Below are 20065 nucleotides of genomic sequence, written 5' to 3'. Positions count from 1 at the left end.
GGATCGACAGTATGAATAGCAACCCCCTTCCATCGCGTGTGGAACGGCTGCGCGACGCCTTTTTACAGGCGAAGCCCTTTATTTCTGCCCATCGTGCCCTTAGCGTCACCCGGGTTTATCAGGCCAATCCGGGAATGGATAATATTCTGCTCAGGGCGTTAGCGTTTCGTCATGCCTGCGAGAACGCGCCTTTATATGTCGCCGAAAACGAGCTTATCGTCAGCCACCCTGCGGGCGGCGCGCGCGGGGGTGAAGTTTCGCCGGAAATAAGCTGGCGCTGGGTGGCCGACGAGCTGGATAACCTCCCTTTCCGGGCCCAGGATCCCTACCAGATTGACGACGAAACGAAACGTATCCTGCGGGAAGAGGTATTTCCTTACTGGCAAGGCCGCTCACTGGATGAGATGGCGGAGACGCAGCTAAAAACCGTCGGGCTGTGGGAGTGGTGTCATGACGATGCGATATGCGACGTCACGATTAAAACACAAAACGGCGGCGGTGACGCTTGCCCGGGCTACGACAACATTCTGCTGACCAAAGGGATAAAGGGAATACAGGATGAGGCAGCCGCGCACCTGGCCGCCCTCGATCCCGCCACCTCCGAGGGCATCGAGGCGTTTAATTTTTATACCGCCGTGCAGCACACCTGTGACGGCGTGATGGCTTACAGCCGGCGCTATGCGCGTTATCTGCGCCAGCTGGCCGGGGCCGAGACCCGCCCCCTTCGCCGGAAAGAACTGCTGCATATTGCCACGATTTGCGAGCGTGTCCCTGAACATCCTCCGCAGCATTTTTACGATGCTCTGCAGGCTATCTGGTTCGTACATTCGCTGTTTATGCTGGAAGAGAATCAGACCGGGATCTCCCTTGGCCGCGTCGATCAATATCTCTGGCCGTTGCTGGAGCGCGATCTCAGTGACGGGACCTTAACGCATGCCCAGGCTGAAGAGCTGCTTTGCTGCTGGCTGATTAAGATGGCGGAAACCCTGTGGATTTGCAGCGAATCGACGGCGATGTATTTCGCCGGGTATCAGCCCTTTATCAACCTCGTGGTCGGCGGACAGAAGCGTGAAGGCGGCGATGCCACCAATCCGCTCACGCTGCTCATTATGGACTGCTCCGCGCGATTAAAAATTTATCAGCCGGGCCTGGCCGTGCGAATTCACAATCAGTCGCCGCAGTCGTTTATGCGCAAGGTGGTGGATGTGGTGCGCAGCGGAATGGGGTTTCCGGCATGCCATTTCGATGATGCGCATATTCGCATGATGCTGCATAAAGGGTTCAGCTATGAAGATGCCCGCGACTACTGTCTGATGGGCTGCGTCGAGCCACAGAAAGCGGGCAAAGTGTACCAGTGGACCTCGGTGGGTTATACCACCTTCACCGCAGCGATCGAGATGGCGCTGCATAACGGCCGCTCGCGCGCCGGGAAGCAGACAGGCCCCCGCACCGGCGAGGTATCGCAGTTCCACTGCTATGAAGATGTCAAACGTGCGGTTATGGCCCAGTTATCCGCTATGGTCAGAAAGGCCGCGCAGGTCACGCTCATCGTGCAGAAACTGCATGCGGATCATGCCAGAAAACCGCTGATGTCGAGCCTCATCGAGGGCTGTATGGCAACCGCGAAGGATGTCACCCAGGGCGGCGCGTTTCTGAATGCGGGGCCGGGTCTTATCTGGACGGGGCTTGCCGACTTCGTGAACTCTCTGATGGTCATCAAGACGCTGGTATTTGAAACCTCCCGCTTCACGCTTCAACAGATTGTTGACGCGCTCGACCATAATTTTGTCGGTTATGAGGCGCTCCTTACTGCATGTCTGCGGGTGCCGAAATACGGTAACGACATTGCCGCCGTGGATGAGATTGCCCGCGAAAGCGTGCACTTTCTGGAAAAGGAGCATCGTCAGTACCGGATGCTGTATGCACCTTTTGCATTCGGCACGCTCTCCATCTCGAACAATACGCCTTTCGGGCTAATAACCGGCGCCCTTCCATCCGGTCGTCTTGCGGGCAAGCCGCTGGCGGATGGAATAAGCCCTGCCCAGCAGACGGATTATCTGGGCCCCACCGCGATCATCAACTCGGTCAGCCGAATCAATGTCGAAGAGATGGATATCGGCATGGTCCATAACATCAAGCTTATGTACGGCATGCTGGAAACGCCGGAAGGGCAAAACAGCCTTATTCATCTGCTGCGGACAGCCAGTATCCTGGGAAATGCCCAGTTGCAGTTCAGCTACCTGGATGATGAAACGCTGCTGAAGGCGCAGCAAAATCCGGAGGAGTACCGCAACCTGATGATCCGTGTCGCAGGATACAGCGCCTTTTTCGTTGAATTAAGTAAAGAGGTGCAGGATGAGATCATCAGCCGAACCACTCAACGTCGCTTCTGAGCCGGCATCCGGCTGGATAACACATATTCAGCGGTTTTCGCTGCATGACGGACAGGGGATCCGCAGCGTTGTGTTTCTGAAAGGCTGCCAGATGCGCTGCCGCTGGTGCGCCAACCCGGAAGGACTCAACCCTGGCAGCGAGATCTTCTGGCATGCTGAGCGCTGCCTTCACTGCGGAAAATGTGCCCTGCACTGCCCGGCCGGCGTACATCGTTGGGTGGACGGTGTGCACACGCTTGATCGCTCGCGTCAGTGCCAGGGTTGCAGGCGATGCGAGGAGCGCTGCCCGGCTGGTGCTCTCAATGTGACAGGGGAAAAACTGACCTCAGAGGCCGTTTTTCACCGCGTCATGGCGGATGAAACCTGGTTTCGTCAATCCGGGGGCGGCATCACCCTCAGCGGGGGCGAAGTCTGTACCCAGCCCGATTTTGCCAGACAACTCATCCAACGAATTAGCGCAGAGGATATTCACACGGCAATTGAAACCGCCGGGTACGCCCCGTGGCGCGCCGTTCAACAGATCGCATCGGTTTGCGATTTGATTCTCTATGACCTGAAAAGCGCCGATGACGAGCAGCATAAACGCTATACCGGGGTGTGTAATAAGATCATCCTGCGCAACCTTGAAAGATTATTGCAGGGAGATCGACAGATTATTATCCGTATCCCGGTGATTCCAGACTTTAACGATAGTCCCGAACAGGCTGAAAAATTGTTAATGCTGATACATTCCCTGACCTGGCATCGCCCCGCGTTCAAATTTATCGAATTACTGCCCTACCATCGTTTTGGCACCGGGAAATACGCCTTACTTAATAAGGCCTACGAATGGAACGACTCTGCTGCAAAAGTAGAAAACTTCTTACAACATACCCACAAATATAACCTACCGGTAAGGGTTTCAGGGGTAATGGTGGGCTAACGAAAAGAGGTAATCATGTTAAATAAACCAGAGAAGCGTGCTGACAAAAATAGTTCGGCTCTCGAACGACGCGTCGTTATCGGTACGCTCTTTTTCATGTTCGTGATTTATGCTGCACTGCTTCTGACGCAATTTAACTAGCGTGCAGCATCATTGTGCCTGTGACAGGCTTGAGTAAATAAGGAGTTGTAATGAAGAAAGTTGTGGCTGTAATAAGCCTGGTGCTATTGAGCCTCACCGTCGCCGGATGTTCAAGCGATTATGTTTTACAGAAGAAAAATGGTGAGATGATTATTACTCACGGCAAACCCGAAGTTGATGATGATAATGGCCTCATTACTTATGAAGATATCGCGGGAAATGAACATGCGATCAACCGGGATCAAATTATCCAGATGATAGAGAAATAAGGTAGCACAGCGGGCAGAGGGTCGGCGGAAACTCTGCCCTGCTTGCATGCTCGTTCAGGAGAGAGGCTAAAGAGGATGAAGAAGATCTTATTTCCCCTCCTCATTTCAGGCGCGTTGATTATTCAGGGCGATTCAGGTGCACTCTGGCAACTTCGCTCGGGCGGCCAAAAGCCGATCCTCCCGGAAGTGAATAAGGTCGTAGTCGAACCGGCAAAAATCAACGCCACACGCAGACGCTCACCCAAAAAACATCTCAGACGCTTCATTTCCGGTATTACCCGTAAACAACCGCACAAATAACCTCATCCCCCTCATGCTTACGGCCAAATAGGGGGCGCTTGTTTAGTGATCTTACAAAGTGAAGACAAAATCAAAAATATATCCAGAAGAAGAATAATCTGAATTATCCCTTCCAGAAAGGTGCGTTCCGTCACAGTGGCTACGCTTTAAATTCATTGATTAAGGAGGTCGGGATGACATCAGGAAACACCACTTCAAAAAACTACCCACAACCCCCGTTTGTGGAGCAGCCGCAGCAAACGCCCGGACTGGCGTCAGAGATGAAGCCAATCCCCGATCATGGCGAGACGAGTTATACCGGCTCGGGCAGACTTTCTGGCAAAAAAGCGCTGATTACCGGCGGCGATTCCGGGATTGGTCGCGCGGTGGCGATTGCCTACGCCCGTGAAGGTGCGGACGTGGCCATTGGCTATCTGCCGGAAGAGGAGTCCGATGCTGCAGCCGTTATTGCCCTGATTCAGGCGGAAGGACGCAAAGCCGTCGCGATCCCGGGTGATATTCGGGTAGAGTCGTTCTGTGAGACGCTGGTTGAGCGCGCGGTGACGGAGCTGGGTGGACTCGATATTTTAGTCAACAATGCGGGCAGACAGCAGTTCTGCGAATCCATTGAAGATCTGACCACCGCCGCCTTCGACGCGACATTCAAAACCAACGTTTATGCCCCCTTCTGGATCACCCGCGCCGCTCTGCGTCATCTGTCGGAAGGCGCGGTGATTATTAATACCTCTTCGGTTCAGGCCTTTAAGCCCAGCGAAATCCTGCTGGATTACGCCCAGACCAAAGCCTGTAACGTGGCATTTACCAAATCCCTAGCAAAACAGCTTGGGCCGAAAGGCATCCGCGTGAATGCCGTGGCGCCGGGCCCTTACTGGACGCCATTGCAGTCAAGCGGCGGACAGCCGCAGGAGAAGGTGCAGCAGTTCGGGGGAGATACCCCGCTGGGCAGACCGGGTCAGCCTGTGGAGATTGCGCCGCTCTATGTTCTGCTGGCATCTGAAGAGTGTTCGTATGCCTCCGGTCAGGTCTGGTGCTCAGACGGCGGTACCGGCGTAGTCTAATTCTGTTGCCTTTATTTTGACGCGCCTGACGACAACAAGGCTAATTATAAAATCCGTTATCCGAAGCGGTAACGGATTTTTAAAGCTGAAAAGCCGTCCGGCGCAAAATTATCAACTATTCTTAGATCGTTGATTTTTGTTTTTTATTTCGGTCAGTTTTACAGCCTTCCTCGTTATAAATGACATCATCCGGTCCCTTAAGGACTTAAACGTTCAAGTTGATAATGTTTCCTGTTTTTCAATCAGTTCCTGGTTCCGAACGCAAAGATTAATTAAAGGACAACAGCTATGACTCACATTCATAAACACGCCACGGTTAACACTACGTATCCCGATTCGCGGCTGCCCCTGCCTGCGACGAACAGCAGCGCCGTATCATGGGGTGCCATCTTTGCCGGCGCGGCGGCAGCGGCCTCCCTGTCGTTGATTTTACTTATGCTGGGCACCGGGCTGGGCCTGACAACGATTTCGCCCTGGGAAAACCGCGGGCTCGACGCCGGTACGGTGGGTATCGCAGCCATCGCCTGGCTGACGTTCACACAAATTGTGGCGTCGGGCATGGGCGGCTATTTAGCCGGGCGCCTGCGTACCAAATGGGTCGATACCCGTACCGATGAAGTGTACTTCCGCGATACTGCCCACGGTTTTTTAACCTGGGCTGTCGCGGCACTGGTTTCTGCAGCGCTGTTTACAAGCACCGTGGGCGCCCTGATTGGCGGCGGCGCTAAAGTCGTGGGTACCGTTGCTGGCGGGGCTGCGACGGCCACGGCAGCTGGCGCGGCGGGTATGGCGAACAGTTCGTCTGAGGCACCGGGTTCATCCATGGACTATTTTGTGAATTCGATGTTCAGGGCGAGTAACCCTGCCACACCGGCACCGGCCGCACCAGCAAACGGTGCCACCGATCCTGCTGACCCAACCGCTGCACCTGCGCCTGCTCCCGCCACGCCAGCTGCACCTGCTGAGCCATTAACGCCTGCGCAGGTAAGTGAAGTGACCGGTATTTTTGCCAATAGCATCACCACCGGTACCTTACCGCCGGAAGATCGTCAGTATGTTGCCCAGCTGATTGTACAAAAGACGGGTATCAGTCAGCAAGAAGCTGAACAGCGTGTACAAACCACCTATGACAAAGCCCAGGCTAAATTAAAAGAAACGAAGGAGAAAGCGCAGCAAGCTGCTGACGCCGCACGTAAAACCACGAGCTATCTGATGCTCTGGACATTTATTGCGCTGCTGGCCGGTGCTTTCGTTGCCAGCCTGTGTGCGACCTTCGGTGGTCGTCAACGTGATTTATAATTCTTAATTAAGCAGGAGGTTTAAAATGCGCTCACTATTACTCTTCTTTTTAGGCGTACCTATTCCAATCATTATCCTGATTGCACTGTTCTTCCATTAATCGCTTTTTAAAACATAAATGCCCTGACGGGCATTTATGTTTTTTTTTACCACGCCTTCATTCAGCCACGCGATTTATCCGTTGCGGATCCTGCCATCGATTCCCGGCTGCGGTTTACCAAACAGATAGCCCTGGGCGAGATCGCAGCCCAGCGCCTGAAGACTTTCCAGCTGTTCCTGCGTTTCGACCCCTTCTGCAACCGCCTTCATATTAAGAGACTTCGCCATACCGGTGATCAGTTTGATGATGGTCAGGGCGTCGTCCTGGTCAGATATCGAATGCACAAAGGATTTATCGATTTTAATTTTATCGAAGGCGAGCTTACTCAACCGCGAAAGGGAAGAATATCCCGTACCAAAATCATCAATGGAGATTTGCACGCCACGGGCTCTGAGCATGTTGAGAGTATTGAGCGGAGTATCGTTATCGGTAAAGAGAGAGGATTCCGTCACCTCCAGCTCCAGACGATTGGCCGAAAGCCCTGTCTCCTCCAGAATGGAGAGCACGATGCCGGCAAAGGCTTTGCTGCTGAGCTGGATAGGCGAAACATTCACGGAGATTTTTGCCGGAACCACCCAGGTCGCCGCTTCCCGACAGGCAATTTCAAGCACCGATCTTCCGAGCTCATTAATCATGCCTGTTTTTTCAGCAACGGGAATAAAGCTATCGGGCGACAGAAGGCCCTTTAATGGATGCACCCAGCGAACCAGGGCTTCATAGCTGTAAATTTCCCGGCTGAACGAATCGACAATGGGCTGATAATAAACCACGAATTCTTTATTCGCTAAGGCCATCGCCAGATCGTGCTCAAGGGTTCTGCTCTCCTGCAGCTTTTGTAACATGATCGGCCGGAAGACTTTTATCTGACCGGGGCCCTCTTTTTTGGCTTCATACAGGGCCAGATCGGCAAATTTATAGAGAAAGTCGGAGCGGCGTTCCGTGTCTGAGATAACAATCCCGACACAGGTGGCGATATTAATGATGGTGTTATAAATGGTGTACGGTTGGTTGATGGAAGCACATATTTTCCGCGCGCGTGAAACGGCGCTGCTCTCTGTCAAACCGCTTGAGAGAAAGGCAAACTCATCCCCGCCTAAGCGATAAAGCGTATCGGATGTCAGGCTCATGGCAATCAGGCGTTCGGAGATCTGGCGCAGCAACATATCGCCAACATCATGACCATAAGTATCATTGATCTCCTTGAAACGATCTAAATCAAACAGCATTACCGTTACAGAATCATTATTTTTTTCTGCCACCTGAATGATTTTCTTTATATTTTCCCAGAAAAACTGACGGTTATTCATTCCTGTCAGCGAGTCATGGTAAACATCATATTCCAGTTGCGTATTCTGGATTTGCAGCTTTTCCTTAGATTTTTGCAGCTCTTCAGCAAGGCTTTTGACCTGAAGATGCGCCGTCAGAATATTTCTGTTCTGGAAGAATATGAGTACCCCAAGAATGCCGCTCAAAATGATGAGCAGTAAAGAAGCGGCTGAATAAATATAATATAATGTCTGTATTTTAAGATTAGCTTTATTGATCGAGTTAATATCATTATCTAATGCACTGGATGACAGGCGGCTTAAAGGGGCATCAAGCAGGTGCATTTGAACCAGGTATGTCTGGAGCTCTGAACGATCCATTTTCTCAAGATTAGCGTCCAGATCTTTGAGAATATTTTCTATATTTACCGCCAGTTCATGATGGGCTTTATTGCTGGCGATATAGCGCCCCAGATCACCTTCTTTCATTAAACCGCTTTGGCTGAGCATAATGTCAAGACGCAGGCGCACGTCGTCTATCGTCAATGCGTCAATACCGTTGGCGTAAAGACCAAGCGTTGATTCGAATCGATAAAATTCTGATACCAGCTGAGCTGCAGACCATGAGTCCGTATAGTGCGTCAGTTTTTGTAGCTCTTGTTGCCTCTCGTGCACAAGAAAAGAGATATATCCCGTAGAGATAAATAGGAAAAAAATGATGCCCGCCAGTATCCTGTTCATGTTGCGCTTCTGAACTCCTACTCAATATTCATTTTGCTGACCTGCCATGCCGATCGTGAATAATAAATTTGATTATTCAGCTCGTGCAGGCTGTCATAGGGATACACAATGAATAGCGGGCCTTTGTCACGGATACGCATGTATTCACCGTTGACTTTCAAGGCAAGGATAACGTTGTATTTTTTGAAATCACTGAGCGGGATAACGGTGGTATAGTCATTGAGCGCAATGACCTTAGCAACGGTGCCTTTTGCTCCAACGTAATCCATGATCTTTTGCAGCGGCACACCCGTAAAGGTTGTACGTCCATTATACCAGGGCGAAGTGGTCTGAAAACTGACCATCCCGAGTTTCTCAAGGCTGGCGACATCGAAAACGGCTTTACCCTCTTCGTTTGTATTTTGAATATTACCGGACAGGGTTAAAAGCGCTTTACCGGCAGGTTTGGGCAGTTCACCCGCCCAGGCATGGGTGGCAACCACAACGCTTAACAACATGACAATAAACCGCATACTAACCTCACCTATCTGCCGGATATGAAAGAATTATAATTTAGTTAACGTGCTATTAATATATGCTCCCTGCCTATTATTGCAGCAACAAAATCATTTATACAATAAATCATTAAAATCAATAAGTTAAATTTTTACTTCTTTTAAAAATGATTAAGTAAAGTCTGTACATTTATTTCAGTTAGGGCAAATTTTATTGGATCTGTACAAAAAATAATCTACCCACTTATATAATGCAATTAAACACACAGAAATATATAGGTTTAAATTTTATCACTACTCAGTGAAAGCCAGATGAGGGCGGGAGAATCATTACCTCCTGCCCGTTCATAAACCGTTTTTTTCCGGCTGTTGCCGCTTCTTGTTATCGGCGGCGATAACCATTGCTATTCCGGCCAGCACCGCCAGCGTGCAAAGCAACATCCGCAGATCCGGTACCTCGCCAAGAAATAACACGCCCCCTGCCGCCGCAATACACGGAACGCTCAGCTGCAGCGTGCTGGCGGTTGCTGAAGAGAGCGTGCCGACCAGGGCATACCAGAGCACGTAAGCAACGCCAGATGCCAGCCCGCCGGAAAGCAGGGCCAGGATGATGCCGCTGGCGTCAATATGGACTGGCGCCTGTCGTATCAGGCTCACAACGAGAATAACCGGCAGGCTCAGGATGAAATTTCCGTTCGTCGTTCCCGCCGCAGCCTGGATATTTTTGCCGCGCAGCGAATAGGCTCCCCACGCGAGGCCAGAGGCCACCATCGTAATGGCCGCCGCTAGCGGAGGCGCCGTCGCGCCAGGAAGCAGTAAGGTAATAATGCCCCCTACGGCAATGACGATCCCGCAGGCCTTATAGCCGCTCAGTTTCTCGCCTTTTACCACGCTCCAGCCGATCATACAGACCTGGACTGCGCCAAACAGCAGCAATGCGCCTGTCGCCGTATTGAGCTGGACGTACGCCAGCGAGAAAAAGAGAACATAGGCGCACAGCAGCAGGGCGTCGATGATTTTCCAGCGTATCTCTTTCAGCCTTCCCCGCGCCAGATGCCAGACAAACAGCACTGCCGCTCCCCCCAGCAATCTCAGCATGCTGAAGGTTTCAGGATCGGCATGGCCGTTCTTCAGGGCGATGCGGCAAAGAATGGAGTTCGCTGCAAATGCAGATAAGACAAAGAGAACCAGCAACAGCTTTTTCATACCCTTCCTGAGAGAGACCGTTCCGGACCGACGGTGGGATCGTGAGTTTGTCTATTCACTTTACTGTAAAACCGCGCTTTTGCGGACGGTCATCTCCACCGCCCAACGCAGAGATCAAAAAATCCCGGCGATATGGTTGCATAATAAAACCAAATGGCGCACAGTTTATTTAGTTTCATATTAAAACCACTCTCCCCCTTCAAGAGGTACGACAATGACTACGCAACGTTCAACGGCTTTGATTACAGGTGCATCTTCCGGGATTGGCGCGGTCTACGCCGATCGTCTCGCCGCTCGCGGTTACGATCTGGTGCTGGTGGCCCGCCGGGAGGCGCGTCTGCTGGCGCTGGCGGAACAGCTCAGGCAGCGCTATGGCGTGAAGGTCACCACCCTGACGGCGGATCTTACCGATGAAAGCGGGATCCGCGCTGTGGAGGAGATGTTGCGCAACAACGCCGCTATCGACACGCTGATCAACAATGCCGGTACTGCGCAGATGGCGCCATTCCTCGAGGGGGATGTGGCGCAGCATCAGGCGATCAATATGCTCAACACCACCGCGCTGATGCGTCTCACTTATGCCCTGCTGCCGCGTCTGGCGCAAAACAACCGCGGTACTTTGATTAATATCGCCTCGGTACTGTCGATCCATGCCCGGGCGGGCAGCGCGCTGTACAGCGCCACCAAAGCCTGGGTGCTGAATTTTACGCGCGGATTACAGGAGGAGTTTGCCGACAGCCAGGTGCGTATCCAGGCGGTATTGCCCGCAGCTACGGCCACGGAGATTTGGGAGCTGTCCGGCATCAGCGCCGACGCTCTGCCCGCCGGGTCGGTGATGACCACCGACAATATGGTGGATGCGGCGCTGGCGGGGCTCGATCAGGGCGAGCTGATCACCATCCCGCCGATGCACGATGAAGCCCTGTGGACGCGCTACGAAGAGGCGCGGCTGGCGCTGTTTGCCAGCGCCCGCACCGGCGAACCCGCCCCCCGCTACCTGACACGCTGAAAATTGCGCGGATTGCCCCCCGCCTCTGGGGGGCTTTTTAGCAGGCGACGGTCAGCGCGTTAAATCCCGAAATTTGCGGTATATTTTCACTTTACCTTCTTTCACGTTGATAAAGGGATAAGACAATGCCGGTCGACTGTATTATTACTGCCGCAGGACTCTCCTCCCGCATGGGAACGTGGAAAATGATGTTACCCTGGCGCGAGGGGACCCTTCTGGATGCCAGTATCAACAACGCCCTGCAGTTTTGCTCGCGCATTATTCTCGTCACCGGTTTTCGCGGCCAGGAGCTACAGGCGCGATATCAGCATCGGGAAAATGTCATCCTGGTTCATAATCCCGATTATGAAAACGGACTGGTCAGTTCGGTGATAACCGGTGCCCGGGCGGTGAGCACGGATTACTGTTTTATTACCCCCGGCGATCTGCCCTGCCTGGACGGGGAGATTTACCGCGAACTGTGGGCATTACGCACAGGGGGGGCGATCCTGCCGCACTATCACGGTACGCCCGGCCACCCTGTTTTGATTGATCGCGCCAGCCTGCAACAGGCGATCTCCCGTCCGGCTATCCGCAGCATGCGCCAGGCCCTGATGCAAGGTAAACACCAGCGCGTGGCCCTCGATCGCCCGGAGATTATTGTTGATATCGATACCCCTGACGATTTCAGAAGCGTGCAACAGGGGAGTTAACGCTCCCCGCGTCACGTTACTATTATGCTGTCGCGGCTTTTTTTACTCTCTGGCATAGTGAAAAGAAGGCCCCTCACCCAACAGGATAAGAACCATGCTTGAACTCCGCCCGAACTGCGAATGGTGCGATCGTGACCTGCCTCCTGATGATCTGGACGCGCGGATCTGCTCCTTTGAGTGCACCTTCTGCGCGACCTGTGCCGACACCCACCTTCACCATCGCTGCCCTAACTGCCAGGGGGAGCTGGTGCGCCGCCCGGTGCGTCCGGCGAATAAGCTGGTAAACGCGCCTGCCTCCACCGTGCGGGTTCATGCGCAAAAAAGCGCCTGATCCGCCTTCTGACGACGAGGGAAATCATGATCCAGCTGCAGACCATTCCTGCGCCACGTACCTTCACCGATGTGGCTCCGGTGTTGCTTACCGATGCCACCCTGCTTGAGCGCAAAAATAAAGTGCTGGCCCGCATCAACGAGGCGGGCTATGACGCCCTGGTGATCTATGCCGACAAAGAACACGGCAGCAACTTTGAGTACCTGACCGGGTTTGTGCCGCGCTTTGAGGAGGGACTGCTGATTCTGGAAAAGAGCGGCGCGGCGACGGCGATCCTCGGCAATGAAAATCTCAAGATGGCCCGCCATTCCCGCATTCCGGTTACCCTCAAACACTGCCCGTTTTTCTCGCTGCCCAATCAGCCGATGGATAATGAAACCTCGCTGGAGTCGCTGTTTCGCGAAGCGGGTCTGCATGCGCATGGCCGAATCGGACTGGTGGGCTGGAAGATGTTTACCGCAGCCGGAGCGGATAACAGGCAGCTTTTCGATCTCCCTTATTTTATCGTCGAGGCGCTGAAAAACAGCACCGATGCGTCGCTTGAGAACGCCACACACCTGTTTATCGGCGGCGAAAACGGCGCCCGCATCACCAACAACGAGAACGAAATCGCGCATTATGAATATGGCGCAAATCTGGCCTCGACCTGCATCCTGAACGCCATGGACGCGGTGGAGCCGGGGATGCGCGAAACCGAACTGGGGGCGCGGCTGGCGGCAGAGGGCCAGTATCAGACGGTGGTGACCATTGCCGCCGCCGGACAGCGTTTTGAGAAGGCAAATTTCTACCCCACCTATAAAAAGCTGGAGCGCGGGCAGCCGCTGTCGATGACCACCGGCTTTAAGGGTGGGCTGTCCAGCCGGACCGGGTTTGTGATTGCTGACGAGAGCGAGCTGCCGGACAGCCAGAAAGATTATCTGGATCGGGTGGCGAAACCCTATTTTGCCGCCGTCGCCAGCTGGCTTGAGCAGATTAAAATCGGCATGCCGGGCGGCGAGCTGTATGCCCATATCGAACAGGTGCTCAATAAAACGCAGTATGGCTGGCATCTTAATCCCGGGCACCTTAGCGCCGACGAGGAGTGGATGTCCTCCCCCATCTACCCGGGCTCTGCCGAGACGTTAAAAAGCGGCATGATCCTGCAACTCGATATCATCCCCTCGGTTCCTGGCTATACCGGCGTGAGCGCCGAGGAGAGCGTCGCTCTGGCGGACCAGGCCTTGCAGGAGAAGATTCAGGCGGCGTACCCGGCGCTGTGGGCGCGGATTACCAGCCGCCGGACGTACATTCGCGAGGTGTTAAACATCAATCTGGCGGATGAGGTGATCCCGCTCTCGAATACGGTGTGTTATCTTCGTCCGTTCCTGCTGGCGAAGGAGATGGCGTTTACCTGTTGAAGTTTGTTGGTGCCCCGCTACTGGCCCGGCAAGCGTAGCGCTGCCGGGCCTTTCAGGGCAATCAACCTTACTGCAATGCTGCAAGAATGCGGTACGCTGCCTTGACCCGCTCGCTGTTGGGATAACTTTTATTCGCCAGCATCACAATGCCGAGGTTCTTCTCAGGGATAAAGGCGATGTAGCTGCCGAATCCGCCGGTCGAGCCGGTTTTGTGTACCCATGAGGCCTGCATCGGCGGCTGTGGAGGCGCGATAGCGGTGGCCTCGCGGGCGGCCAGGGCATATTTATTATCGGCCCCCTGTTCCAGCGTCCGGGAGGAGACCGGCCAGTTGAGCATCTCCCAGCCCAGCCCCTGATACATCTCCCCCACCTGCCAGTAGCGTGACTGGGCAATCTCCACCCCTTTTTTCAGCGATGCGTCTTTAATGCTGTCCGGTTGCAGGTTGGCCTGTAGCCAGCCTGCCATATCCACGATGGAGGTTTTTACCCCGTAGGCCTCGGCATCGAGCATCCCTGGCGAGACGTGCACCGCCTTACCGTCCCGGTAGCCCCAGGCATAATTCGCCTGTTCGCTTGCCGGTACGGTCACCCAGGTGTGGCTCAGCTTCAACGGCTCCAGCACCCGGCGGGTAAGCGCCTGCTCGAAACTCATCTTTGAGGGCTTGACCGCCAGGGCGCCGAACAGGCCGATGCTGGCGTTGGCGTAGAGGCGTTTAGTACCCGGGGTCCACGCTGGCTGCCAGGTCTGATAGTACGTTTGCAGCGCTGCGGCATCGGTCACGCTCTCCGGCACCTGGAGCGGGAGTCCCCCTGCGGTGTAGGTCGCCAGATGGAGGAGGCTGATGCCCTGCCACTGCTTGCCTGACAGCGCGGGCCAGTACTTGCTGGCCGGATCGTTGAGGGCAATCTCCCCGCGCGCCACCGCATCGCCGCCGAGCACCCCGGTAAAGGTTTTACTCACCGAGCCAAGCTCAAACAGGGTTTGCCGGGTGACGGGCTTTTTCCCGGCGACATCGGCCAGCCCTTGGATGAAGAAATAGGTCTGGCCCTTGTAGATGACCGCAACGGCCATGCCCGGGATCGACTGGTCGTTCATCAGCGCGGTAAGCGTAGGTTTCACCGCCTCCGCGACCTGCGACTCCTCCGGGGAAGTGGCCAGAGCAGAACCGGACAGGCAAACGAGGAGCGTACAGAGCAGGGATTTTTTCATCGTTATGATCTTTAGCGAAAAGTGAGAGCGCTATTTTGCAGGCCTGACGGGAAGATGTAAAACGGGCCCCCGTGAACCGACGCCCGTTCGCAGGGCTAGTTATACTCCAGCGCAAAGGTAGCAGTGGTGTTTGCCCACCCCGCTGTCACGGTCGGGTCGGTCTGTACCAGCTGGGCAACAAAGTGGAAAGGCTGGGCGCTGGCCGCATTTGTCGCGGTCACCTGTCCCAGACCCGGCAGGTTTCCGGCCTCGTTGATGTGCAGGGCGGTGCCCGCGACCGGCGCACTGGCACCATTATTGCCGTAGCTCAGCCTGACTCCCACGCCGCTGGCGCTCGACGGCGACGGGGTAATGGCCAGCGTATCGGTTACGCCGGTGGCGGCTGGGGTGCCGAAAAAGCCAATTTTGATCTGCGCTGGCTGCGAACAATAGACTGGAATGGTCAATGTCTTCGCCGTCCCCGCCGTCTGCCCCACTCCTTTAAAATCGGCGCGGTTAACCTTGCCTAAATCGACAAAAATGGCCGGGGTGGTGACATTACAACTGCCCACCGCGCCGATATCCACGTTCATCGCCGTCAGGTCGGCGCTGATGGGCGTGCCGGTTGTGCCTGAGCCGGGAATATCGACATAGAGTTTACCGACCGCCCCCAACGGCGAGGCGTTGGTGTGGTTGCCGCTGACCAGGCTGACGTTGCCGGTTTTAAAGAAGGTGATAAACGCCTTCACCACGATATGTTCCTGGTGCAGCAGCGCGGGGTTCTCGCTGCTGTTACAGACGTCCGTCTCATGCATACCGGAGCCATCCAGGTAGTGGATCGGCCCGCCGTTACACTGAAAGCCCAGGGCATAGCCGATACCCGGAATGGCCGACTCAAACACCATTCGGCCATTGATGAAGGTCTCATTCCCGGTGCGCTCCTGTTCATATTTCACCGCTATCGCCCCGGCCTGCCGGGCCTCCTGATCGCAGCTAAAACGAAACCCGCTGCCGCTGTCGGCCATGATGCTGGTCATCTGGGTGTTGTTACGCAGCGAAGGCAGGTATTTGATGTTCTGAACGTTAATCGTCATCTGGCCGGTATCGCCATTGCAGGCAGCCGCCCATAGGCCAGGGCTGAACAGCCCGGCGACCGTCAGAAGTAAACAGACTAACCGCATGGTTAATATCCTCATTGTGATAAACAGGCTGCATCAATACGCTTCACCGCATCCGGCTGGTCAGCGGCGATGTGGAAAGGCAGCGTGCAGCGGTGGGCCTCCCCTTTGTCATTCCAGTTCACCTCCAGGATGCCGGTATCCGGAATACCGCTCAGGTAGACCGTTCCGCCGTCGGCCACCATGCCGGTGGCGGCGTTGCGATCGCCAGCCAGCTGGGCGCTGGCGCCAAACGGCACTGGCCCCGAACGATCATGCAGGGTAAACAGCACGCGATGGCCGATATGGGTCCGGAAGTTTGCCTCGACCACCGCCCCACCGCCGGGGATCACCGTCGCGCCGAACTGTTCGACGTCGGTGTCGCTGGTCATCGATTCGGTATCAAGGGTAATGACGTTTTTGTGCCAGGCCGTCAGCGCAGGCACCACCGCGTAACCCCGCCAGTCGGTATGAACGTTGCTGCCGTTCTGAACAGCCACGTTGACCGCTCCCGGTGCACGCACGATGGCAAAGCTGTCGCCCAGACTCTGCCCCAATGTGATGCCATGCGGATGCGCGACGATGGAGCCCGACGCCCCCCAGGTGAGCTGGCTGCTGTCGCGATCGTGCCGATAACCCAGCTGGGCCTGACCATAGCCGCCGTGGTAGTCGAGGGATGCGCCGCTGTTACTCCCCTGCCCCTGGCTGGCGTAGCCCTGTTGCACGGCGTAGTAGAGATTCGGGCTCTTCGGCACCGAGCCATACATCGACACCTGGTGCGAGGTATAGCCGCGATTATCCGACGAGGTGGTGTAGCTCACCGAACTGCTGGCAAGCGCCCCCCCCAGCGGAATGGTGATATTGAAGGACCAGGAGCGATCGGGATTATTGTGTCCGCTGGACTGGGTGTAGTAGTAGCCCAGCCCCCAGGAGACCCCTTTCCAGGCGCTGTAAAAACCGGCATGGAGCGTTTTGTCGCTGCTCTGGTTATGCCAGTAATCCTGAACGTAAGCGGAAAATGACAGGTTACCCATCTCGCCGAGGGTCTGGCTGATGGCAACCTCTTCCCGGGTGCGTTTGTTATCCACCAGCCCGTAACGTTTCTCCAGCCTCATCGCCTCACTGAAGTCGTAAAACCCGCTGGAGGAGTAGCGGTAGATGGCGAGGCTGAACGAGGTGCCCACCCGGGCAAAACTTTTCTGATACTGCGCCCGCAGGGAGTGGCCGCGGTAGCGCTTGCCGGAAGGGGTTGTGGTGCCCGCCAGCGTCACGTCGGTGCCAAGCGAACCCAGCTCCCCTAAGCTATGCCCCACCCCGAGGGCCAGCGCGTGATAATCGTCGGCCAGTTGCGTGCCACCAAAAAGGGTAAAGGCTGCCGGTAAACCGTAAAACAGCGTGCTCTGGATAAACGCCGGGGTGCGGCTCTCATCCTTGCCTGCGTGAAAGCGCCCGGCGCTGAGGCTGTATTTTACCCGCTCCTCCCGCAGCATAAACGGCACCGACGAGAACGGCTGGGTAAAGGTGCGCTCCGAACCGTCGCTCTCCTTCACGTTGACCTCCAGGTCGCCGCTCTGCGCGGTCGGGTAGAGATCCTTAATAGCAAACGCCCCCGGCGAGACGTAGGTTTCGTAGATTACGTAGCCATGCTGGGAGATGGTCACTTTGGCGTTACTGTGGGCCACGCCGCGGATCACCGGAGCAAAACCGCGCTGGCTGTCCGGGAGCATCTCTTCATTTGACATCAGCTGGACGCCGCGAAACTGCACGCTGTCAAACACCTCCCCGCTGGTGTAGGTATCCCCAATCCGCAGCTGGCTTTTCAGCGGGGCGACGTCCCGTTGCAGGTATGTACTGAGCGACTGCCAGCGCCGGGTGGAGTCATACTGCATGGATGAGGTATTGCGCAACCGCCATGGCCCGAGGTTCACCCCGCTGCGCAGGTTGAGAAAGGTGGAGCGACCGTTATGGGTGGATTGCCCGGTTTGCGCGCCGGAGAGCGTGTAGTCGACAAACGCCGCCGGTATTCCCTCATCCCAGCGTGCGGGATCAATATCCCCCTCGCGCTGAACATTCATTGCCGCCTGGGGAATACTCAGGTTCAGCCGCTGGGTCGGGAAGTCGAACCGGCTGCTGGCGTCGGGGATGTACTGGTCGATACGGGTGAAGGTCTCCCCGTCGTGCAGACGTTCAAATGAGGAGAACGCGCTGACATTGACGCCATATTCCGCCAGCTGGGCCACCGTCAGCACCGGTGCAAGGGTGCCATTCTCCTCCACGAAGGTGATATTCCCCTCGCTGACCTGCTGGTCATTGACCCAGATGGTGACCGGCCAGGTGCCGGGCTGCTGCCCGCCCGCGGTGGCAAAATAGTGCAGATCGGCAGTTTTTTGCTGCGGTGAGCTCAGCTCCAGCGCCGCCGGATCGAAGTAATCTTCTGCCCGCACCACCCCGGGCCTCGAGAGCATCAACAGCGCAGTGGGGAGCGTTGCCAGCAGTAACGCACCGTCGCGGCGTGAAGTGTTCGTTTTCACCCTCGCCCCCGGTTACTGCTGCGCGGCGTCAGTGATACCGCCAGAGTCGTTAATGGCGCGCCACGTCACCTGCCCGGTGCCGACACCCGTCCACGTCTGGCTGCTCTGAGGCGCGATCATGCCCGGTTCGGGGATCGCTTTGCCGCCAACCGTCAGGCTGTAGAGGGAGACATAAAACGGCGTCGGGTTATGGGCCACCAGCCGATTACCCTGCCGGGTAAAGGTCAGCTTCTGCCAGGCGTCTTTGGCCTCGCCCAGCCCTTTTGGCCGCCAGAAGAGCTTGAACTTCGATTTCACGTTGATCTGGAGCTTGTTGGACGCCGCTTTTTGCGTTGGGGCGATGTTTTTCACGCACAGCCAGTACACTGACTCCCGGTCTGTGGGTAATGCGCCCCCGGTAAAGCTTATTCGCAGGACGTTCTCCTGCTCAGGATCGAGGCGAAAAAGCGGCGGCGTAACCACAAAAGGCACCGGGCGTTTATCGTCTGCGGCCTGGTTTTCCACCCACGACTGCACCAGATACGGAACGCGGGTATCCATGTTCGTCACCGTAATGGTGGCTTCGCGTTTTCCTTCCTCATAGATCACGCGAGTTCCGCCCATCACTACCCCGGCCTGCGCGGTAGCGCAGACCAGAAGAAAAGCGGTCATCACAGCGGCAAAAAGCTGTTTCATCGTGCAGGTACCATTGGACAGAAAAGAGAATGAACAGGCGCAGGGCCTGCTCATGCGGGGATCAGTTGTAAACCATCAGGAAGTTTGCAACGCCATTAGCCGCACCCGGGGTAACGGTCTTCTCTGTAGAGACGTAGTCGGCGGAAAAGGGTACCGTGGCTTTACCGGAAGCAACCGGAACGCTTGCTGAAACCGTCCCCAGGGCAACCTGAGAGCTGGATGCGCCGTTGTTGTACAATTTGATACCCACACCTTTCGCCCCACCGGCCACCGCCAGCAGGGTGGCATCAAGGGCATCTTTTTGACCATCGAACAGCACGGCAACTGTCGTCACCGACGCCGGACAGTTATCTACCTCAATTTTGAAAGGGGTTTTAGTCGTTTCGGTGCCCGCTGCGGTGAAATAGCTTGCGCCCCATTTCCCCAGGTCCACCTGCACGTCTTTGCTTTTGGTGGTGATATTGCAGGAGGCGTCGACGATTTCACCGCTGAACTCCACAATCCCGCCGGTATTTTGCGTACCCGCGCCAGCACCCGGATTCGTAGTCATATTATTAGAAAACGCGGCACCAGAGGCCAGCGTGCCCGCCAGAATTGCAGCTACGCGAAATTGATTCTTCATTATTACGCTCAACTTTACTTGTTATTCATGATGACGTTGACCGATGCCCTCCGGTCCTAAAACTCATCCCTTCTGCGTTTCCCTTTAAATTAAAATGCCTCTCCCGGCTAACCAGAGAGCATTATTTCCCTGATTAATCGCCCTTTATTTAAAATAAAATGGGTAATGACTCCAACTTACTGATAGTGTTTTATGTTCAGATAATGCCCGATGACCTTGTCATGCAGCTCCACCGATTTTGAGAACGACAGTGACTTCCGTCCCAGCCTTGCCA

At 55.4% G+C, this 20065-nt stretch carries 19 protein-coding genes; 10 read left to right on the top strand and 9 right to left on the bottom strand.

Annotation, left to right across the window (positions count from 1 at the left end):
* Positions 1-11 precede the first annotated feature (11 nt).
* The 6 genes from cutC to FHC51_RS13505 all read left to right on the top strand — a co-directional run bounded on the left by cutC (position 12) and on the right by FHC51_RS13505 (position 6382).
* Entirely contained in the window at positions 12-2393 is a 2382-nt protein-coding gene (gene cutC, locus FHC51_RS13530; RefSeq protein ID WP_220435767.1) for a choline trimethylamine-lyase, read from the top strand.
* Positions 2356-3315, top strand: coding sequence for a glycyl-radical enzyme activating protein (locus FHC51_RS13525; RefSeq protein WP_220435766.1), 960 nt, complete (start codon positions 2356-2358; stop codon positions 3313-3315). The genes cutC and FHC51_RS13525 overlap by 38 nt, the downstream gene beginning before the upstream one ends.
* 191 nt (positions 3316-3506) lie before the next feature.
* Positions 3507-3725, top strand: a complete 219-nt coding sequence (locus FHC51_RS13520; RefSeq protein WP_103178994.1) for a YgdI/YgdR family lipoprotein — start codon at positions 3507-3509, stop codon at positions 3723-3725.
* Between the two features lie 75 nt (positions 3726-3800).
* Complete coding sequence (locus FHC51_RS13515) at positions 3801-4025, top strand: hypothetical protein (protein ID WP_114387480.1); 225 nt, start codon at positions 3801-3803, stop codon at positions 4023-4025.
* Positions 4026-4198: 173 nt separating this feature from the next.
* On the top strand, positions 4199-5083 hold the full coding sequence (locus FHC51_RS13510) for an SDR family oxidoreductase (protein ID WP_114315395.1): 885 nt from the start codon (positions 4199-4201) through the stop codon (positions 5081-5083).
* A gap of 288 nt (positions 5084-5371) precedes the next feature.
* The gene (locus FHC51_RS13505) at positions 5372-6382 is read left to right on the top strand and encodes a hypothetical protein (RefSeq protein ID WP_220435765.1); all 1011 of its coding nucleotides are present in this window, start codon (positions 5372-5374) and stop codon (positions 6380-6382) included.
* Between the two features lie 174 nt (positions 6383-6556).
* On the opposite strand, the gene FHC51_RS13500 is transcribed toward FHC51_RS13505, so the two are convergent.
* The 3 genes from FHC51_RS13500 to FHC51_RS13490 all read right to left on the bottom strand — a co-directional run bounded on the left by FHC51_RS13500 (position 6557) and on the right by FHC51_RS13490 (position 10188).
* On the bottom strand, positions 6557-8488 hold the full coding sequence (locus tag FHC51_RS13500; protein WP_220435764.1) for a bifunctional diguanylate cyclase/phosphodiesterase: 1932 nt from the start codon (positions 8486-8488) through the stop codon (positions 6557-6559).
* 17 nt (positions 8489-8505) lie between these two features.
* Positions 8506-9000: a molybdopterin-dependent oxidoreductase gene (locus FHC51_RS13495; protein ID WP_103823629.1), complete on the bottom strand. Its 495-nt coding sequence runs from the start codon at positions 8998-9000 to the stop codon at positions 8506-8508.
* Between the two features lie 327 nt (positions 9001-9327).
* Positions 9328-10188, bottom strand: coding sequence for a DMT family transporter (locus FHC51_RS13490; protein WP_220435763.1), 861 nt, complete (start codon positions 10186-10188; stop codon positions 9328-9330).
* 214 nt (positions 10189-10402) lie between these two features.
* On the opposite strand from FHC51_RS13490, the gene FHC51_RS13485 reads away from it, so the two are divergent.
* The 4 genes from FHC51_RS13485 to FHC51_RS13470 all read left to right on the top strand — a co-directional run bounded on the left by FHC51_RS13485 (position 10403) and on the right by FHC51_RS13470 (position 13617).
* Positions 10403-11197, top strand: coding sequence for an SDR family oxidoreductase (locus tag FHC51_RS13485; RefSeq protein WP_220435762.1), 795 nt, complete (start codon positions 10403-10405; stop codon positions 11195-11197).
* Between the two features lie 125 nt (positions 11198-11322).
* Positions 11323-11889: an NTP transferase domain-containing protein gene (locus FHC51_RS13480; RefSeq protein ID WP_220435761.1), complete on the top strand. Its 567-nt coding sequence runs from the start codon at positions 11323-11325 to the stop codon at positions 11887-11889.
* Between the two features lie 94 nt (positions 11890-11983).
* The gene (locus FHC51_RS13475; RefSeq protein WP_103823625.1) at positions 11984-12220 is read left to right on the top strand and encodes a DUF1272 domain-containing protein; all 237 of its coding nucleotides are present in this window, start codon (positions 11984-11986) and stop codon (positions 12218-12220) included.
* Positions 12221-12246: 26 nt separating this feature from the next.
* Positions 12247-13617 (top strand): Xaa-Pro peptidase family protein, encoded by a 1371-nt coding sequence (locus tag FHC51_RS13470; RefSeq protein WP_220435760.1) that lies wholly within the window; start codon positions 12247-12249, stop codon positions 13615-13617.
* 67 nt (positions 13618-13684) lie between these two features.
* On the opposite strand, the gene ampC is transcribed toward FHC51_RS13470, so the two are convergent.
* The 6 genes from ampC to FHC51_RS13440 form a co-directional block, all read right to left on the bottom strand.
* A complete protein-coding gene (gene ampC / locus FHC51_RS13465) occupies positions 13685-14827 on the bottom strand; it encodes a CMY2/MIR/ACT/EC family class C beta-lactamase (RefSeq protein WP_220435759.1) in 1143 nt (380 codons plus the stop codon).
* 95 nt (positions 14828-14922) lie between these two features.
* Entirely contained in the window at positions 14923-15987 is a 1065-nt protein-coding gene (locus tag FHC51_RS13460; protein ID WP_220435758.1) for a fimbrial protein, read from the bottom strand.
* A gap of 11 nt (positions 15988-15998) precedes the next feature.
* Entirely contained in the window at positions 15999-18428 is a 2430-nt protein-coding gene (locus FHC51_RS13455) for a fimbria/pilus outer membrane usher protein (RefSeq protein ID WP_220436691.1), read from the bottom strand.
* Positions 18429-18506: 78 nt separating this feature from the next.
* Complete coding sequence (locus FHC51_RS13450) at positions 18507-19169, bottom strand: molecular chaperone (protein WP_114387490.1); 663 nt, start codon at positions 19167-19169, stop codon at positions 18507-18509.
* Between the two features lie 61 nt (positions 19170-19230).
* The gene (locus tag FHC51_RS13445) at positions 19231-19791 is read right to left on the bottom strand and encodes a fimbrial protein (protein WP_156238337.1); all 561 of its coding nucleotides are present in this window, start codon (positions 19789-19791) and stop codon (positions 19231-19233) included.
* A gap of 176 nt (positions 19792-19967) precedes the next feature.
* A partial coding sequence (locus FHC51_RS13440; RefSeq protein WP_000851394.1) for an IS1 family transposase occupies positions 19968-20065 on the bottom strand: 98 nt, incomplete at its 5' end.

Source organism: Leclercia sp. EC_58, from assembly GCF_019584355.1.
In the GTDB taxonomy this organism is placed as follows: Bacteria; Pseudomonadota; Gammaproteobacteria; order Enterobacterales; family Enterobacteriaceae; genus Enterobacter.
The sequence above is the reverse complement of the archived record's forward strand: the minus strand, read 5'-3'. Positions and strand labels throughout refer to the sequence as shown.

What these genes read in the sequence shown, in the direction of transcription:
- FHC51_RS13515 (WP_114387480.1), top strand. Translation starts at nt 3,801, where the DNA reads ATGAAGAAGATCTTATTTCCCCTCCTCATTTCAGGCGCGTTGATTATT.
- FHC51_RS13510 (WP_114315395.1), top strand. Translation starts at nt 4,199, where the DNA reads ATGACATCAGGAAACACCACTTCAAAAAACTACCCACAACCCCCGTTT.
- FHC51_RS13480 (WP_220435761.1), top strand. Translation starts at nt 11,323, where the DNA reads ATGCCGGTCGACTGTATTATTACTGCCGCAGGACTCTCCTCCCGCATG.
- FHC51_RS13525 (WP_220435766.1), top strand. Translation starts at nt 2,356, where the DNA reads ATGAGATCATCAGCCGAACCACTCAACGTCGCTTCTGAGCCGGCATCC.
- FHC51_RS13500 (WP_220435764.1), bottom strand. Translation starts at nt 8,488, where the DNA reads ATGAACAGGATACTGGCGGGCATCATTTTTTTCCTATTTATCTCTACG.
- FHC51_RS13490 (WP_220435763.1), bottom strand. Translation starts at nt 10,188, where the DNA reads ATGAAAAAGCTGTTGCTGGTTCTCTTTGTCTTATCTGCATTTGCAGCG.
- FHC51_RS13445 (WP_156238337.1), bottom strand. Translation starts at nt 19,791, where the DNA reads ATGAAGAATCAATTTCGCGTAGCTGCAATTCTGGCGGGCACGCTGGCC.
- FHC51_RS13460 (WP_220435758.1), bottom strand. Translation starts at nt 15,987, where the DNA reads ATGCGGTTAGTCTGTTTACTTCTGACGGTCGCCGGGCTGTTCAGCCCT.
- ampC (WP_220435759.1), bottom strand. Translation starts at nt 14,827, where the DNA reads ATGAAAAAATCCCTGCTCTGTACGCTCCTCGTTTGCCTGTCCGGTTCT.
- FHC51_RS13470 (WP_220435760.1), top strand. Translation starts at nt 12,247, where the DNA reads ATGATCCAGCTGCAGACCATTCCTGCGCCACGTACCTTCACCGATGTG.
- FHC51_RS13520 (WP_103178994.1), top strand. Translation starts at nt 3,507, where the DNA reads ATGAAGAAAGTTGTGGCTGTAATAAGCCTGGTGCTATTGAGCCTCACC.
- cutC (WP_220435767.1), top strand. Translation starts at nt 12, where the DNA reads ATGAATAGCAACCCCCTTCCATCGCGTGTGGAACGGCTGCGCGACGCC.
- FHC51_RS13495 (WP_103823629.1), bottom strand. Translation starts at nt 9,000, where the DNA reads ATGCGGTTTATTGTCATGTTGTTAAGCGTTGTGGTTGCCACCCATGCC.
- FHC51_RS13485 (WP_220435762.1), top strand. Translation starts at nt 10,403, where the DNA reads ATGACTACGCAACGTTCAACGGCTTTGATTACAGGTGCATCTTCCGGG.
- FHC51_RS13450 (WP_114387490.1), bottom strand. Translation starts at nt 19,169, where the DNA reads ATGAAACAGCTTTTTGCCGCTGTGATGACCGCTTTTCTTCTGGTCTGC.
- FHC51_RS13455 (WP_220436691.1), bottom strand. Translation starts at nt 18,428, where the DNA reads ATGCTCTCGAGGCCCGGGGTGGTGCGGGCAGAAGATTACTTCGATCCG.
- FHC51_RS13505 (WP_220435765.1), top strand. Translation starts at nt 5,372, where the DNA reads ATGACTCACATTCATAAACACGCCACGGTTAACACTACGTATCCCGAT.
- FHC51_RS13475 (WP_103823625.1), top strand. Translation starts at nt 11,984, where the DNA reads ATGCTTGAACTCCGCCCGAACTGCGAATGGTGCGATCGTGACCTGCCT.